Origin of the sequence: Janthinobacterium sp. P210005 (assembly GCF_036231865.1) — a bacterium.
Taxonomy (GTDB): Bacteria; Pseudomonadota; Gammaproteobacteria; order Burkholderiales; family Burkholderiaceae_D; genus Janthinobacterium; species Janthinobacterium kumbetense.
The window spans coordinates 1,466,854-1,482,057 of sequence record NZ_JAZARC010000001.1 but is presented as its reverse complement, the minus strand read 5'-3'; the positions used below and the strand labels follow the sequence as shown (position 1 = coordinate 1,482,057).

Below are 15,204 nucleotides of genomic sequence, written 5' to 3'. Positions count from 1 at the left end.
GTTGGCCGCGTCGGCTACTGCGTACATGGGCGAATCATGAAGTTGCATCAATGATATGGTGGAAATATTGCCATACTACATTAAAAGCAGGCGTACAAAATTGCCACATCGTTATAGTTGCATGGAATAATAAGCATTCGTCCGTTTGCCGCCAGACTGGAGAGCCATGACCTACAGCAAGACCATCACCACTGAACGATTGATCCTGCGCAAGCCGCAGCCATCGGATGAGGCGGCGCAGTTCGCCATGCATTCCGACCCCGAAGTGATGCGCTATTTCAGCGAACCGCCCTGGGAAGACACGGGCCGCGCCACGCGCCAGATTGCCGAGGACATCGCCGCTTTCGAGAAAGAGGAATTCTTCCGTTTCGCCGTCGAGCTGAAGGCGACGGGCGAATACCTGGGCAGCTGCAGCCTGTTTTCCGAGCACCGCCAGAACCGCCGCGCCGAGATCGGCTACGCGCTGGGCCGCCCGTACTGGGGCAAGGGTTATATGCACGAAGCGCTGTCGGCGCTGCTGGAATTCGCCTTCATCGAGCGCGACCTGAACCGCCTGGAAGCCGATATCGACCCGCACAACGCCGGTTCGGCCAGCGCCCTGGAACGCCAGGGTTTCAACAAGGAAGGTTTTCTGCCCGAACGCTGGATCGTCGGAGGCCAGGTCAGCGACTCGGCGCTGTATGGCTTGCTGCGCCGCGAATGGGAAGCGCGGCGCAAGGGCGCCGCGTGAGCGGACAGGTTAGCGATGCGTTCCAGCGATCGCCAGGCCGCAGCTGAGGAGGATGCCAGGCGATGATCGCTGTCGATTTACCCGCTTCAGGCCACCCGCTGGTGACCTTGCGCCCGCTGGAATACAGCGACGCGTCCGCCTGGTATGCCTACCTGGCCGACCCTGCCGTCGTGGAGCACACGAGCTGGAACTTGCAGTGCGCCGACGATCTGCAGGCCAATTTCGATGACTATGCATCGGCCCAGCCATCGTCGTCCATACGGCTGGCCGTGGTGCTGCGCGACGGGGGCCGGCTGGTGGGCACGGTCGGCTTCAATGCCATTTCCCCGCAGCACGGCACGGCTGAAATCGCCTACGATCTTGCTCCTGCCGTGTGGGGGCAGGGCGTGGCCACGTCCGTCGTGAACGCTGTCGTGGATTGGGGTTTCCAGCGCCTCGGCTTCCGGCGCATCCAGGCAACCGTGCTGGAAAGCAATGAACGGTCGATGCGTGTGCTCGAACGCTGCGCTTTCGAGCGGGAAGGCTATCTGCGCTGCTACCGGCAAATTCGCGGAAGATCCGGCAATTTCTGGCTGTATGCGCGCATTGCCGGCGTGCGATGAATAAACTTCCCCTGAGTATCCTGCTGGTGGAAGACCACCTGGCCATCGCGCGCCAGGTGCTCGATTTCCTCGACGGCTTGCGCTGGCAGACGGACCATGCGGGCACGGGTGCGCTGGCCGTGCAATTGGCCACGCGCAACAGCTATGACGTGGTGCTGCTGGACCTGAACCTGCCCGACATGGATGGTTTGCAAGTGTGCCGCGCCATCAAGGCGGCCGCGCCCAGCAATGTGCCGATTTTGATGCTGACGGCGCGCGACGCGTATGAAGACAAGGCACGCGGCTTTCGCGACGGCGCCGACGATTACCTGACCAAGCCGTTCGACTTGCGCGAAGTGGCCTTGCGCTGCGAAGCGCTGGCGCGCCGGCAGCAGTTGCACGTGCACCAGGAAATGCGCGTGGGACCGTTCACCTTGCAGACGCGCGCAGGGCGCGCCCTGTATGGCGACGCACCGCTGCCATTGACGCAGACGGGTTTCAAGATATTGCTGCTGCTGAGCCGCGAATACCCGCACGCCGTCTCGCGCTCGGCCTTGCTGCAGCAGCTGTGGGGCAGCCAGCCGCCCGATAGCGATGCGCTCAAATCGCACATCTATGCACTGCGCAAGCAGCTGGAGTTGCTTGGCGGGGCTGGCGCGGCAGGTATGCTGGTGACCATACCGCAGCTGGGCTACCGCCTGGCCTTCGACGCGGCGGCATCGCCATGAGCCAGTCGATCCGGCAGCGCCTGTTCGCCGCCCTGGCCGGCTTCACCGTCCTGCTGTGCCTATGCTACACGGGCCTGGCGCTGGTGATTGCCTACGTGACGGAAGACATGCTGGTGCAGCGCCTGCTCGAGCGCGAAGCGGCGGCCGTCAGCATGCGCTGGCAGCAGCACGGCAAGCTTACGCCTTCTGGCAGCGACCTCATCACGGTTTATGGCAGTTACCTTGACTTGCCTCAAGCGGTGCGTGCGCACGTGCCGCCGTCCGCCCCGCGCGGGGAAGTGTTTACGACGACGGGCCAGCATTATCACGTGCTGGCGCTCGATGTCCTTGCCGCTTGCCAGCCGCAGCGCGCATACCTGCTGGCCGACGTGGCGCCCGTGCTGGTGGTCTCGCGCCTGGCGCAGGAAGTGGGCGGTGTCGTGGCTGGCGTGGCGCTGGCGCTGATCGGGCTGGCCCTGCTGCTGGCGTACTGGCTGGCGCGGCGCCTCGTGCTGCCCTTGCAGAGATTGGCCCAGGAAGCGCGCCGGCTGGCGCCCGGCGGCGCCGTCCATTTCAGCGAACGCGACCGCCCCGATGAGATCGGTTTCCTGGCGCGCCGGCTGGAAACCACCTTTGCCGAATTGCAGGCGGTGTTGCGGCGCGAACAGGCTTTCGCCCGCGACGTCAGCCATGAATTGCGCACGCCGCTGACCCTCATGCACAACACCCTGGCGCTGGACTATGCGCAGCCGCTGGGCAGGCAGGAGCAGGTGCAGCTGCGGCAATCCACGGACGAGATGCGCGCCACCATCGACGTGCTGTTCGCGCTGGCGAGGGCCGAGCAATTGCCGGGCGACGTGGTCGAATTGCGCGGCTGCATCGAGCAATGCCTGCTGCGCCTGCTCGACGAACACCCTTGGGATGCCAGCCTGCTGGCCCTGGACTTGCCCGAGCGGCTGGAGGTGGTCGGCAATCCGCAACTGGTCATGTTGCTCCTGAATAATTGCCTGGCGAATGCGTTGTTCCATGGCGGCCCCGATAGCCGCATCGGTATTGCGTTTGCACAAGGTTGCCTGAGCATCCAGAATACCGTGCAGCCGGGACAAGCGCCACGCATCCACGGTTTCGCGCACGGCCAGAACCTGCTGCTGCGCCTGGCAAAAGCCATGCACTGGGACATTGTTTTCCATCCGGGCGCGACGCAGTTCCGTGTCGCCATCCATCCGGTCCGGGCGCGATAAAGTCGGCGGATTTCACCGCGATTTCACCTGCCCCTGCTTATGCTGGCTGCTCTTTTACTTGAAGGGAAGCCCATGAAAATCGCCATCAGCCTGTTCATCCTGTCCTGCCTGTCCATGCCCGTGCTGGCCCAGGTGCAATCGCTGCAGCTCAAGGATGAAAAACGCCGCTACATCGTCTACACGCCGGCTGCGTATCAAAGCCAGCCTCAAAAGACCTTTCCCGTCGTCTTCAATTTCCATGGCGGCGGCATGAGCATGGCGGAACAAATGCTGTACACGCAGATGAACAAGACGGCCGAGCGGCACCAGTTCATCGTTGTGTATCCGCAAGGTATCAAGCAGGATTGGAACGTGGGCTTCGGCATGGATTACCTGGCGGGCACGGACGACGTCGGCTTTACGCAAGCGATGTTGAGCAAACTCAAACAGGATTACCGCATCGATGAGCAGCGCGTGTATGCCACGGGCCTGTCGCGCGGCGGTTTCTTTGCCCTGCGCCTGGCGGCCGAGCTGCCGCAACAGTTCGCCGCCGTCGCCTCGGTGGGGGCGCCCATGCCGGAACCGGTACGGCAGCATCACAAGACTGCAGACAAGGTCGGCATGCTGCTGATACAGGGCACGGCCGACAAGGTCGTGCTGTTCGAGGGCAAGGCCGCCAGCTATCTGTCGGCGGAAGATACGTTCGATTACTGGCGCCAGCACAACGGCATCGAAGGCGCCAGGCCGCAGCCGCGCCTGCTTCCTGGCCCCGCTGGCGACGCCACGCAAGTGAGCTGGCTGGAGCAGGACGCCGCGGGCGCCAGCGTGGCCTTGCTCACCGTCAAGGAGGGCGGCCACACGTGGCCGGGCGCCGACGCCTTCAACGTCGGCCTGCCCATAGGCAAGACCACGCGCGCCATCGATGCGAATGAGGTCATGTGGGAGTTTTTCAGCCGCCATCGCCGTTGACGCCATGCTAGGATGGCGGCGCATGGCGTAACCATCAGGCAACGGGAAAGGCAGGCACAGTGGCATTATCAACAGCAGGCATCGCGGCCATGGCCGCGGCAATCTTTGCCAAGCCCGGCGCGGCCGTGGCGCAGGCGTATTCGCAGATGGAAAGGGAAACGCTGTATTTCCGCTCGCCTGCCGAGCTGTGCGCGTATGCGGCCAGGCTGGAGGCTGAAGGGGCCGGCGAGGTGTTCCTTGCCGTGCATTACCCGGACATGGCCGGACACTTTGCCCCGCGCCGTATCGCCCTCGACCCGGCCAAGTGCGGCGGCCTCACCTACCGTTACGTGTGCGAAGGCTGGGGCGTCATCCGCGTCTACCTGCGCCTGTCCAGCGGCAAGGGACTGGCGTCGCATGTGAGCGCCAATTCGCAAAAGCGCGCGGAAAAATGGCAGCCCCTTTACCCGGACTTTGGCCAGACCGATGCGTGGGACTGGGCCGCCGTGGGCCGCCATGAACGCCGCCTGATCCGCGTGCTGAAGCAGGCCGTGGCGCACGATGCGGCGGCAGGAGGCTCGGCATGACAGGCGTGACGCCCATCCACCCGGCCGCCATCTTTTGCCGTTCCCTGGCGCAGCTTTCCGCCATGCTCGACAAGACCGGCACCGCGCCGCACATGCTGGCGGCGCGCCTGCACCCCGACATGCTGCCATTCGCCCAGCAAGTGCGCGCGGCCGTGAGCTTTTCCCTGCGCGGCTGCTGCCCGCTGGCGGGGCTGGAGGTAGCCGATTTCAGCGCCGCCGCCAGCCTGCAGGAACAGATCGCACACACCATGCGCTACCTCAAGGACATTCCCGTGGAGCGCTTCGACGGGCCGCCAGACCGCATCTGCCGCGACCGCGCCGGCTTCGCCGACATCGCGCTGCCGGCCGATGAATTCTTGCAGCTGTACATACTGCCGAATTTCTACTTTCACTTCAGCATGGCGTATGCGATTGCGCGCAGCGCCGGCGCGGCCATCGGCAAGGGCGATTTCGACGGTTATCACGCGTATGCGCCGGGTTTCAGCTTTGAGCGGCCTGCAGCGACGTAGTTCCTACAAGCCCGCGTCTTTCCACGACGCCAGTCCCAGCCGCTTCAACAGCCGGCCCGACAGCCCGCAGCTCCAGCAACTGATCTGGATTTGCCGCTGCCGCGCCGGGTCCGCATGCCAGGCTTGCTCGGCGTAGTCGAGCAGGGCGTCGCTGAGGGCAGAGTTGTCGGCGACGGGCGGCAGGCGCGACATCAATTCAAGCACGCCGTGGGTAGCCTCCTTGATCTGCAGCAAACCTGCCAGCAGGGCGCGCAGGACGGCGCCGTCGATGTTGCTGCTTGCTTGCGTGAAACGTTGCTGCCAGCACGGGCTGCGCGCCTGCCACAGGGCCAGCAGCGCAGGCACGTCGGCGGACTGCAGTTGCCCGATCAGCTCGTCCGCCTCGAGAAACAGATCGAGGCGGTCGTATTCATCGTCGTCGCTGCACAGCAGTTCATCCAGCTCGGTTATCAGACTCATGCCACCACGTTCGTGGGCGCACCCCGTTCGAACGCTTCCACGTTGCCGATCAAAATGTCGGCCAGCTTCTGCATGGCTTCGCCGCTTGCCCAGGCCGTGTGCGGGGTGAGGATGAAGTTGGGCAGGCGCAAATTGAGCAGCGGGTTGTCGGGCGGGGGCGGCTCCTTCGATAACACGTCGAAACCGGCGCCGGCGATCACGCCGTTCGTCAATGCCTCCGCCAGCGCAGCTTCATCGACGAGGCCGCCCCGCGCCGTGTTGATCAGCAGCGACGTGGGCTGCATGCGCGCCAGTTCCTTTGCTCCGATGATGTTGCGCGTCTTGTCCGTCAGCGGCAGGTGCAGGCTCAGCACGTCGGAACTGGCCAGCAATTCGTCGAAGCCCACTTCCTTCACGCCATCTTCATTGATGGGCGAACGGTTGTGCACGATCACCTGCATGCCGAAGGCGCGGCCCAGCTGGGCCACGGACTTGCCCAGCGCGCCGTAGCCGAGCAAACCCAGGCGGCTGCCGGCCAGGTCGCGGATCGGGTGGCCGAACAGGCAGAAGCGGTCGGACGCCTGCCACAGGCCCGCTTCCACGTCCGCGCGGTAAGCGATGAGCTGGCGGCGCAGGGCCAGCATCAAGGCCAGGGTGTGTTCGGGCACGGTGGCGCGCGCATAGTCGCGGATATTCGCCACGACGATGCCCCGTTCGCGGCAGGCGGCCAGGTCGAGGATATCCGTGCCCGTGGCGGCCACGGCGATCATTTGCAGGTCCGGCAATTGCGCCAGCTCGGCCGCGCGCAGCGGCACCTTGTTCGTGATGGCGATGGTGGCGCCTTGCAGGCGAGCCACCGTCTGTTCGCTGCCCCTGGTGTGCGCATGTTCTTGCCAGCTGTGGGCGAAGGCGGGCGGGCGCACGGTGGCGATCAGGCTGTCGCGGTCGAGAAAGACGATGCGGTGCGGGTGCGGCGATGTGCTTGCTGCGGTCATGGCTGGGCCTCGGTCGGGGTGGCGCGCGCGCTGGGAAGGCTGCTCTTGCCCTTGAGCTGCGTGGCCGGGTGGTTGGTAAACATGTCGGCGACCCATTCGACAAACACGCGCACCTTGGCGGACAGATGGCGGTTGGGCGGATAGATCACGTGGATGGGCAGCGGGTCGGATTCCCATTCGCTGAGCAATTCCACCATTTTGCCTTGTTCTATCAGGGGCGCAAGCATGAAATGCGTCATTTGCACGATGCCCAGGCCCGCCAGGCCGGCGGCCGTGTAGGCATTCGAGTCGTTCAGGGCGATATGGCTGGGCATGGCGATCTGGATGCGGTCGCCGGCGCGCGTGAAATCCCAGTCGAAGGTTTTACCGGTCTTGGCGGAGAAAAAATTCACGCCCCGGTGCTGCGCCAGGTCGTCCGGATGCAGCGGCGTGCCGTGCTGCGCCAGGTAGCCGGGCGAGGCGCACGTCATGAAGTGCAGCACGCCGACCCGGCGCGCGATCAGGTTCAGGTCGCCCAATTCGCCGCCGCGCACGGCGCAATCGACGCCTTCCTCGATCAGGTCGACGGGGCGGTCGCTGCAGCCCAGTTCCAGCGAGATGTCCGGGTAGCGGGCAAAGAAGTCGGGCAGGGCGGGGATGATCAGTTCGCTGGCCAGGGCCGTGGGCGCATCCACGCGCAGCCGCCCGCTGGGGCTCAAACGCGTGCGCGACAGCGATTCCTCCGCCTCGCGCACGTCCGACAGGATGCGCACGCAGCGTTCGTAATACGCGGCGCCATCGGACGTGATGCTGACGTGGCGCGTAGTGCGGTTGAGCAACTTAACCGATAGGCTCGCTTCCAGCGACTGGATCAGGGTCGAGACGGTGGCTTTCGGCAGCTGCATGTTTTCCGCCGCGCGCGTAAAGCCGCCCGCATCGACGACTTGGATGAAAACTTCCATGGCTTGCAGCTTGTTCACTTGATTCCTTATCACTTTATGCTTGATTATTCATAATCCTGAACAATCAATTCGTCATTGCACTCTTTATCAGATTGTAGATCAAGTCTATAGTTGTTGTACTGCAGCATAAATGTGATTGCCGCAGGAAGTTCACAGGAGAAAAATCATGGGTCATCGGAATGGAATCTTTGCAGTGCTCGCTCTCGCTATGAGCTCGCTCGCTTTGGCCGCGATGGTATCGACGGATGCATACTCGATGGCGGCGCAAAGCGAAGCCAGCGGTTATAGCGCCCTGACCCATGAAGTGGGCGGCGTCGCCCTGTTGTGCCTGAACGACACGGTGCTCGATGCTGCGGTGCAGCCGGTGGTGGCGCAATGAGCTTTGCCGACACCGCGGTCGAACTGGCGCCTGGCCAGGCGCTGAAGATACGCGACATCCAGGTGCAGGGCGCGCAGGATGCGCTGGGCGCGCGCGTATACACGGCCGGCGTGCCGGGCGCCAAGCAGCCGAACCTGATGGTTTTCTTCCATGGCGGCGGCTTTGTCGACGGCGACCTGGACGATGCGGACGACTTCCTGCGCTGCCTCGTGCTGAGCAACCCCGACCACGTGGTGCTGGCCGCGAACTACACCTTGGCCAAGGTGCGGCCTTTCCCCGCCGCCGTGGAAGACGCGCATGCCGTGCTGCTGTGGGCAAAAAAGAACAAGTCCAAGCTGGGCTGGACGGGCAGGCAGATGGTGGTGTCGGGCATCGAAGCGGGCGCCAACCTGGCCGCCGTATGCGCCATGATGTCGCGCGACCGGGGCGGACCGCCCCTCGCGGGCCAGGTGCTGATCATGCCCATGCTCGATCCCGGTCTGTCGACCTGCTCGATGCGCTCCTTGCCGACCTGTCCCGACCTGGCCGAAGTGGCGGACCAGTGCGCCGCCGCCTACCGCGGCTACCTGCCGAATGCCGCTGACCGTACCCACCCGTACGCGTCGCCATTGCAGTCGAGCCGCCTGAAGAACCTGCCGCCAGCCTTGATATTGTCCAGCGAAGACGACCCATTGCGCGACGAGGCTGAACAATACGGCAGCAAATTGATCGCCTGCGGCATCAAGACGACCGTGCGGCGCATGGCCGCCGCGCCGCTGCAAGACGCCACCGCCCGCAATGAGTGCGCGTGCAAGGTGCAGGTATTGAGCGAAATTAGCAGTTTCGTCGCCGGACTGGGGCAGGAGCCCGAGTCATGACGCCGCCATCCGCGGCACCGCAAAAAAACTTACACTAATCAGTTTACTTTTTGAGTTTTGGTTGCTACACTACGCAGTGTAGTTCCCTTCCTGCCTGAGTTGTGCGTTCGCACAGCCAGCTTCGTCGTCCCCGTCCGCTTTTAAGCAGCTGGCGGCCTGTTTACCTTTGATCGAGCGCCGTCGGGCGCCATGGCACCACCATTCACTTTTTAAGCTGGGTTGCTTCCTGCCGCCCATACCATTAGAAATTTTCATAAAACAGGGAAATAAAATGAAAAACGTTCAACAATTTTCCACTCTGCTGAAGCCCCTGGCTGCCTCGCTTGCGCTGGCAGGACTGGTGGCCGTGAGCCTGGCCGGCTGCGATTCGGCCAATAGCAAGGTGCCCGACGCGCCAGCGGCCGGCGGCCCGCCCATCTCGGCCGCCGCCGTGGTGGAAAAACAGATCACGGAAACGCAGGAATTCTCGGGCCGCCTGGAAGCGATCGAGCGCGTGGAAATCCGCTCGAGAGTCGGCGGCTTCATCACGGCCGTCAACTTCAAGCCGGGCAGCGAAGTCAAAAAAGGCGATGTGCTGTTCGTCATCGACCCGCGCCCATTCCAGGCCGAAGTGTCGCGCGCCGAAGGCACGGCTGCCTCGGCCCGCGCCAAGGCGGAACTGGCCAAGCTGGAACTGTCGCGCGCTGAAAAGCTGCTGGCTGAAAAAGCCATCGCCCAGCGCGAATTCGATGAAAAGGCATCGGGCTTGAAAGAGCTGGACGCAAATGCCCGCTCGGCACAAGCCGCGTATGAAGCTGCCAAGCTGAACCTGTCGTACACGCAGGTGCAGGCGCCGATCAGCGGCCGCGTCAGCAAGGCGGAAATCACCGTCGGCAACCTGATCGACGCTTCCGCCATCCTCACCTCCGTGGTGTCGACGGACCGCATCTACGCCAGCTTCGACGGCGATGAAGATACGTATCTGCGCGTGGCCGGCACGGCGCAAAAGGGCACGCCAGTCACCGTCAAGGTGGGCCTGGCCAACGAAACGGGCTTCCCGCATGAAGGCAAGCTGGAATTCGTCGACAACCAGCTCGATCCGGCCACGGGCAGCGTGCGCATGCGCGCCACCTTCGCCAACGCCGAGCGCCAGCTGGTGCCGGGCCTGTTCGCGCGCATCCAGCTCGACGGCGGCAACGGCCCGCAGGCGCAAAGCACGGCGCTGTTGATCAGCGACCGCGCCGTCGGCACGGATCAAAGCCGCAAATATGTGTACGTGGTGGGCGCCGACAACAAGGCCGAATACCGCGCCGTCAAGCTGGGCCCGAATTCGGACGGCTTGCGCGTGGTGCGCGAAGGCTTGAAGGCGGGCGAAAAGATCGTCGTCAACGGCTTGCAGCGCGTGCGTCCCGGCGCACCGGTGACGCCGCAGATGGTGGCCATGGATTTCGACCCGACCGCGCCTGTCGCTCCCGCAAAACCTGAAGTAAAAGACGCCAAGATCGCCGCGAAAGCAGCATCGACTTCCAAGGAATAAACATGAATTTTTCCCGCTTTTTCATCGACAAGCCGATTTTCGCGGCGGTGCTGTCGATTGTCATATTCGTGGCCGGGCTGCTGTCGATTTTCGGCCTGCCCATCTCCGAATATCCCGACGTCGTGCCGCCATCCGTGGTGGTGCGCGCGCAATACCCTGGCGCCAACCCGAAAGTGATCGCCGAAACCGTGGCCGCGCCGCTCGAAGAGCAGATCAACGGCGTCGAGAACATGCTCTACATGTCCTCGCAAAACACGTCCGATGGCGCGATGATGCTGACCGTGACCTTCAAGATCGGCACCAACGTCGAGCAGGCCGAGACGCAGGTGCAGAACCGCGTGCAGCGCGCCTTGCCGCGCCTGCCCGAGGAAGTGCGCCAGATCGGCGTGACGACCGTCAAATCGTCGCCCAACCTGACCATGGTGGTGCATCTGGTCTCGCCGAACAAGCGCTATGACGACATGTATCTGCGTAACTACGCGGTGCTGAACGTCAAGGATCAATTGGCACGCTTGCCCGGCATGGGCGACATCCAGATCTTCGGCGCCGGCGACTATGCCATGCGCATCTGGCTCGACCCGCAAAAGGTAGCGGCGCGCGGCATGACGGCGAACGATGTCGTCGACGCCATCCGCGAGCAGAACGTGCAGGTGGCTGCAGGTGTCATCGGCGCTTCGCCGGCGAAAAACTCGGACTTCCAGCTGACCGTCAATACCCAGGGCCGTCTGCAGACGCCCGAGGAATTCGGCGCCATCATCGTGCGCACGAATGCCGACGGCGCCGTCACGCACCTGAAAGACGTGGCGCGCGTGGAAATGGGCGCCAACAGCTACTCGCTGCGCTCGCTGCTGAACAATAATCCGGCCGTCGGCATGGGTATTTTCGAAGCGCCGAATGCCAACGCGCTGCAATTGTCGTCCGACGTGCGCGCCAAGATGGACGAACTGAAGAAAGACTTCCCGCAAGGCGTGGAATACCGCATCGAGTACGACCCCACGCAGTTCGTGCGCTCGTCCATCGAAGCCGTGATCCATACCTTACTTGAGGCGATTGCCCTGGTGGTGCTGGTGGTGATCATCTTCCTGCAAACCTGGCGCGCCTCGATCATTCCGCTGCTGGCCGTTCCCGTGTCGATTGTCGGTACCTTTGCCGTGATGCTGGGCTTTGGCTTCTCGATCAACACCCTGTCGCTGTTCGGCCTCGTGCTGGCCATCGGTATCGTCGTCGATGACGCCATCGTGGTGGTGGAAAACGTCGAGCGCAACATCGAGGAAGGCTTGTCGCCGCGCGACGCCACCATCCAGGCCATGAAAGAGGTGAGCGGTCCTATCGTCGCCATCGCCCTGGTGCTGTGCGCCGTGTTCGTGCCGATCGCCTTCGTGCCAGGCTTGTCCGGCGAGTTCTATCGCCAGTTCGCGCTGACGATCGCCATTTCGACCGTGATTTCCGCTTTCAGCTCGCTGACCCTGGCGCCAGCCCTGTCGGCCGCGCTGCTGAAACCGCACGATGCGCCGAAAGACGCGCTGACGCGCGGCATGGACATGGTCTTCGGCCGTTTCTTCGCCTGGTTCAACCGCTTCTTCGGCCGCGCTTCGCACCGCTATGAAGCGGGCGTGAAAGGCGTGTTGGGCCGCAAGAGCGCTTCGCTGGGCGTGTATGCGCTGCTGGTCGTTGCCGCCATCTTCACCTTCAAGTCCGTGCCGGCCGGCTTCGTGCCGGCGCAGGACAAGCAATACCTGGTGGGCTTTGCGCAATTGCCTGACGCCGCTTCGCTGGACCGCACGGAAGATGTCGTGCGCCGCATGTCCGACGTCATCAAGTCGGTGCCTGGCGTCGAATCGACCATCGCCTTCCCCGGCCTGTCGATCAACGACTTCACCAATGCGCCGAACGCCGGTATCGTGTTCGCCACCCTGAAACCGTTCGACGAACGCAGCAGCAAGGAATTGTCGGGCGGCGCCATCGCGGCCGAGATCAACAAGCGCCTGGGCGGTATCCAGGACGCCTTCATCATGGTCTTCCCGCCACCGCCCGTCAACGGCCTCGGCACCATCGGCGGCTTCAAGATGATGATCGAAGACCGCGGCAACCTCGGTTACGACGCACTGTACAACGCCACCCAGTCGCTGGCCGCGAAAGCGTACCAGACGCCGGAACTGGCGGGCGTGTTCTCGGGCTACCAGATCAACGTGCCGCAGCTGTTCGCCGACGTCGACCGCGTGAAAGCCAAGCAGATGGGCGTGCAGCTGCAAACGATTTACCAGACCTTGCAGATCAACCTCGGTTCGCTGTACGTGAACGACTTCAACCAGTTTGGCCGCACCTACCAAGTGCGCGTGCAAGCCGATGCGGCGTTCCGTTCACATGCCCAGGATATCGCGCAGCTGAAGGTACGCAATGACAAAGGCGAAATGATCCCGCTGTCGTCGTTGATGCGCGTCAAGGATAGCTATGGTCCGGACCGCGTACAGCGCTACAACGCGTATGCTGCAGCCGATTTCAACGGCGGCGCCGCGCCTGGCGTGTCGAGCGGCCAGGCGCAAGCCGCGCTGGAACGCATCGCCAAGGAAGTGCTGCCGCAGGGGATTTCGTATGAGTGGACGGAGCTGACCTACCAGGACATCTTGTCCGGCAATACGATGATCTATGTCTTCCCTCTGTGCGTGCTGCTGGTGTTCCTCGTGCTGGCCGCCCAGTATGAAAGCTGGACCCTGCCGCTGGCCGTGATTTTGATCGTGCCGATGTCCATCCTGTGCGCCTTACTGGGCGTCAAATTGACCGGTGGCGACAACAACGTGTTTACCCAGATCGCGCTGTTCGTGCTGGTGGGGCTGGCGTCGAAGAATGCGATTCTGATCGTGGAATTTGCCCGCGAACTGGAAGAGCATGGCCGCACCGTCGTGCAAGCGGCGCTGGAAGCGTGCCGCCTGCGTCTGCGTCCGATCCTGATGACGTCGATCGCCTTCATCATGGGCGTGGTGCCCCTCGTGTTCTCGCACGGCGCCGGTTCGGAAATGCGCCATGCGATGGGTGTGGCGGTCTTCGCCGGCATGCTGGGCGTGACCTTCTTCGGCCTGTTCCTGACGCCCGTGTTCTACGTACTGCTGCGCACCCTGGCGCAGCGTTTTGAGAAAAAACCAGCCGATGCTGCCGCCAAGCCTGCCGCCGCGCCAGCATTGAACCTGGAAGGAGATATATATTGAAAACCAAGGAAATCATCTGGCGCGTCAAGCCTGTGCTGACCGCCATGGCCGCAGCCGTGCTGCTGGCGGCCTGCGCGGCGCCGGAGTTCAAGCAGCCGCAGATCGAGACGCCGACGGCGTTCAAGGAAGCGCAAGCCTTGCCCGCCGTGCAGACGGCGGCCGACGGCACGCGCTGGAAGCAGGGCGTGCCGGCCGAGCGCCAGGCGCGCGGCGAGTGGTGGCTGGCCTTCAATGATCCGGCCCTCACAAGCCTGATCAACGAAGCCACGCAGGCCAACGCCAACCTGGCCGTCGCCGCCGCCCGCGTCAATCAGGCGAGGGCGATTGCCGGCATCGCCGAAGCGGACCGCATCCCGCAAGTGGGCGTGAACGTGGGCGGCCAGCGCAACCGCGCCTCCGCCGTGTCGCTCGGCTTGCCGAACGGCGCGCCGGTGGCCGCCACGAATGTCTACCAGGCGAATCTGACGGCCAGCTACGAAGTCGACCTGTTCGGTCGGGTGGCATCGAATGTCAGCGCCTCGCGCAGCGATGCGCTGGCCGTGGAAGCGACTTACCGCTCGGTGCTGCTGTCCTTGCAGGCGGATGTGGCGCAAACCTACTTCCAGTTGCGCGCCACGGATGCGGAACTGGCGACCCTGGCCCAGACGGTGAGCCTGCGCGAGGAAAGCGTGCATGTGAACCAGCGCCGCTATGACCTGGGCGACATCGGCGAATTCGACTTGTCCCGTGCCCGCACGGAGCTGTCGACCACGCGCGCCGAAGCCATCGGCCTGCAGCGCCAGCGCGCGACCAGCGAACATGCGCTGGCCGTCCTGCTGGGTAAACCGGCCGCCAGCTTCACGGCGACCGTCAACCCGCTGCAGGACAGCGGCTTCCTGCCCGTGATCCCGGCCGGCATGCCGTCGTCCCTGCTGGAGCGCCGTCCCGACATCGCGTCGGCGCAGCGCACCATGGAAGCGTCGAATGCGCGCATCGGCGTGGCGAAATCGGCCATGTTCCCCGCGTTGACCTTGAACGCTTCCGGTGGCGGCGCGTCCGATACGTTCTCGGACATCTTCAAGTGGAGCAGCCGTTCCTGGCTGCTGGGCGCCCTGATGTCGATGCCCATCATCGATGGCGGACGCAATAAAGCTGCCGTGAGCCGCAGCGAAGCGCAGCTGGAAGAGTCGGTGGCGACGTATCGCCAGAGCGTGCTGGTGGCGTTCGCCGAGGTGGAAGACAACCTGGCCGGCCTGCGCATCCTGTCGGGCCAGACGCAGCAGATCGACGAAGCCGTCGTCTCGGCGCGCCGCTCGGCCGACCTGGCGCAAAAGCTGTATGACGCGGGCCGTTCCAGCTACCTCGATCTGCTGGACGCGCAGCGCAACCTGGCGGCCATCGAGCGCAACGCCGTGCAATTGCGCGGCAACCGCGCCGTCACCACGGTGGCGCTGATCCGCGCCCTGGGCGGCGGCTGGGGAGATGCTGAGCCGCAGGTGGCGGCTAACTGATTTCCGGCACCGCGGGTTGGCATGCCCGGCCCGCGGCAAGGAAAACATCGTCAAAACGGCGTCGTGCGCTTGCACGGCGCCGTTTTTTTGTTTTCAGCGAGTT

15 protein-coding genes are annotated in these 15,204 nt (G+C 63.9%); 12 read left to right on the top strand and 3 right to left on the bottom strand.

Annotated features, from left to right (window positions below; translation table 11 throughout):
- Positions 1-166 precede the first annotated feature (166 nt).
- The 7 genes from VPH40_RS06490 (at position 167) to VPH40_RS06460 (ending at position 5,282) form a co-directional block, all read left to right on the top strand.
- On the top strand, positions 167-730 hold the full coding sequence (locus tag VPH40_RS06490) for a GNAT family N-acetyltransferase (protein WP_099667367.1): 564 nt from the start codon (positions 167-169) through the stop codon (positions 728-730).
- A 62-nt stretch (positions 731-792) separates the two neighbouring features.
- Entirely contained in the window at positions 793-1,332 is a 540-nt protein-coding gene (locus VPH40_RS06485; protein WP_305057554.1) for a GNAT family N-acetyltransferase, read from the top strand.
- Entirely contained in the window at positions 1,329-2,039 is a 711-nt protein-coding gene (locus tag VPH40_RS06480) for a response regulator transcription factor (protein WP_328573017.1), read from the top strand. The genes VPH40_RS06485 and VPH40_RS06480 overlap by 4 nt, the downstream gene beginning before the upstream one ends.
- Positions 2,036-3,259: a sensor histidine kinase gene (locus VPH40_RS06475; RefSeq protein WP_328573016.1), complete on the top strand. Its 1,224-nt coding sequence runs from the start codon at positions 2,036-2,038 to the stop codon at positions 3,257-3,259. Before VPH40_RS06480 ends, VPH40_RS06475 begins: the two co-directional genes overlap by 4 nt.
- A 72-nt stretch (positions 3,260-3,331) precedes the next feature.
- Positions 3,332-4,207 carry an extracellular catalytic domain type 1 short-chain-length polyhydroxyalkanoate depolymerase gene (locus VPH40_RS06470; RefSeq protein ID WP_328573015.1) on the top strand — a complete coding sequence of 292 codons (876 nt, stop codon included), beginning with the start codon at positions 3,332-3,334 and terminating at the stop codon, positions 4,205-4,207.
- Between the two features lie 89 nt (positions 4,208-4,296).
- Positions 4,297-4,773, top strand: coding sequence for a hypothetical protein (locus VPH40_RS06465; protein WP_328573014.1), 477 nt, complete (start codon positions 4,297-4,299; stop codon positions 4,771-4,773).
- A complete protein-coding gene (locus VPH40_RS06460; protein ID WP_289897364.1) occupies positions 4,770-5,282 on the top strand; it encodes a DUF1993 domain-containing protein in 513 nt (170 codons plus the stop codon). Before VPH40_RS06465 ends, VPH40_RS06460 begins: the two co-directional genes overlap by 4 nt.
- Before the next feature lie 3 nt (positions 5,283-5,285).
- Here VPH40_RS06460 and VPH40_RS06455 read toward each other — a convergent pair whose 3' ends face one another.
- Genes VPH40_RS06455 through VPH40_RS06445 form a run of 3 tightly spaced genes read right to left on the bottom strand, consistent with a single transcriptional unit; the run spans position 5,286 to position 7,674 of the window.
- A complete protein-coding gene (locus VPH40_RS06455) occupies positions 5,286-5,741 on the bottom strand; it encodes a hypothetical protein (RefSeq protein WP_305052564.1) in 456 nt (151 codons plus the stop codon).
- A complete protein-coding gene (locus VPH40_RS06450; protein ID WP_328573013.1) occupies positions 5,738-6,715 on the bottom strand; it encodes a D-2-hydroxyacid dehydrogenase in 978 nt (325 codons plus the stop codon). Before VPH40_RS06450 ends, VPH40_RS06455 begins: the two co-directional genes overlap by 4 nt.
- Positions 6,712-7,674 (bottom strand): LysR family transcriptional regulator, encoded by a 963-nt coding sequence (locus VPH40_RS06445; RefSeq protein WP_289897366.1) that lies wholly within the window; start codon positions 7,672-7,674, stop codon positions 6,712-6,714. Before VPH40_RS06445 ends, VPH40_RS06450 begins: the two co-directional genes overlap by 4 nt.
- A 175-nt stretch (positions 7,675-7,849) precedes the next feature.
- On the opposite strand from VPH40_RS06445, the gene VPH40_RS06440 reads away from it, so the two are divergent.
- The 5 genes from VPH40_RS06440 to VPH40_RS06420 all read left to right on the top strand — a co-directional run bounded on the left by VPH40_RS06440 (position 7,850) and on the right by VPH40_RS06420 (position 15,101).
- A complete protein-coding gene (locus VPH40_RS06440; protein ID WP_289904478.1) occupies positions 7,850-8,035 on the top strand; it encodes a hypothetical protein in 186 nt (61 codons plus the stop codon).
- On the top strand, positions 8,032-8,892 hold the full coding sequence (locus VPH40_RS06435) for an alpha/beta hydrolase (protein WP_328573012.1): 861 nt from the start codon (positions 8,032-8,034) through the stop codon (positions 8,890-8,892). The genes VPH40_RS06440 and VPH40_RS06435 overlap by 4 nt, the downstream gene beginning before the upstream one ends.
- Positions 8,893-9,163: 271 nt before the next feature.
- Complete coding sequence (locus VPH40_RS06430) at positions 9,164-10,408, top strand: efflux RND transporter periplasmic adaptor subunit (RefSeq protein ID WP_099667377.1); 1,245 nt, start codon at positions 9,164-9,166, stop codon at positions 10,406-10,408.
- Between the two features lie 2 nt (positions 10,409-10,410).
- On the top strand, positions 10,411-13,611 hold the full coding sequence (locus VPH40_RS06425; protein ID WP_099667378.1) for an efflux RND transporter permease subunit: 3,201 nt from the start codon (positions 10,411-10,413) through the stop codon (positions 13,609-13,611).
- A gap of 44 nt (positions 13,612-13,655) precedes the next feature.
- On the top strand, positions 13,656-15,101 hold the full coding sequence (locus VPH40_RS06420; RefSeq protein WP_328573342.1) for an efflux transporter outer membrane subunit: 1,446 nt from the start codon (positions 13,656-13,658) through the stop codon (positions 15,099-15,101).
- Positions 15,102-15,204: the final 103 nt, after the last annotated feature.

Bases quoted from the DNA above. Each gene is read 5' to 3' on its own strand.
- VPH40_RS06490 (WP_099667367.1), top strand. From the start codon at position 167: ATGACCTACAGCAAGACCATCACCACTGAACGATTGATCCTGCGCAAG.
- VPH40_RS06485 (WP_305057554.1), top strand. From the start codon at position 793: ATGATCGCTGTCGATTTACCCGCTTCAGGCCACCCGCTGGTGACCTTG.
- VPH40_RS06480 (WP_328573017.1), top strand. From the start codon at position 1,329: ATGAATAAACTTCCCCTGAGTATCCTGCTGGTGGAAGACCACCTGGCC.
- VPH40_RS06475 (WP_328573016.1), top strand. From the start codon at position 2,036: ATGAGCCAGTCGATCCGGCAGCGCCTGTTCGCCGCCCTGGCCGGCTTC.
- VPH40_RS06470 (WP_328573015.1), top strand. From the start codon at position 3,332: ATGAAAATCGCCATCAGCCTGTTCATCCTGTCCTGCCTGTCCATGCCC.
- VPH40_RS06465 (WP_328573014.1), top strand. From the start codon at position 4,297: ATGGCCGCGGCAATCTTTGCCAAGCCCGGCGCGGCCGTGGCGCAGGCG.
- VPH40_RS06460 (WP_289897364.1), top strand. From the start codon at position 4,770: ATGACAGGCGTGACGCCCATCCACCCGGCCGCCATCTTTTGCCGTTCC.
- VPH40_RS06455 (WP_305052564.1), bottom strand. From the start codon at position 5,741: ATGAGTCTGATAACCGAGCTGGATGAACTGCTGTGCAGCGACGACGAT.
- VPH40_RS06450 (WP_328573013.1), bottom strand. From the start codon at position 6,715: ATGACCGCAGCAAGCACATCGCCGCACCCGCACCGCATCGTCTTTCTC.
- VPH40_RS06435 (WP_328573012.1), top strand. From the start codon at position 8,032: ATGAGCTTTGCCGACACCGCGGTCGAACTGGCGCCTGGCCAGGCGCTG.
- VPH40_RS06430 (WP_099667377.1), top strand. From the start codon at position 9,164: ATGAAAAACGTTCAACAATTTTCCACTCTGCTGAAGCCCCTGGCTGCC.
- VPH40_RS06425 (WP_099667378.1), top strand. From the start codon at position 10,411: ATGAATTTTTCCCGCTTTTTCATCGACAAGCCGATTTTCGCGGCGGTG.
- VPH40_RS06420 (WP_328573342.1), top strand. From the start codon at position 13,656: ATGGCCGCAGCCGTGCTGCTGGCGGCCTGCGCGGCGCCGGAGTTCAAG.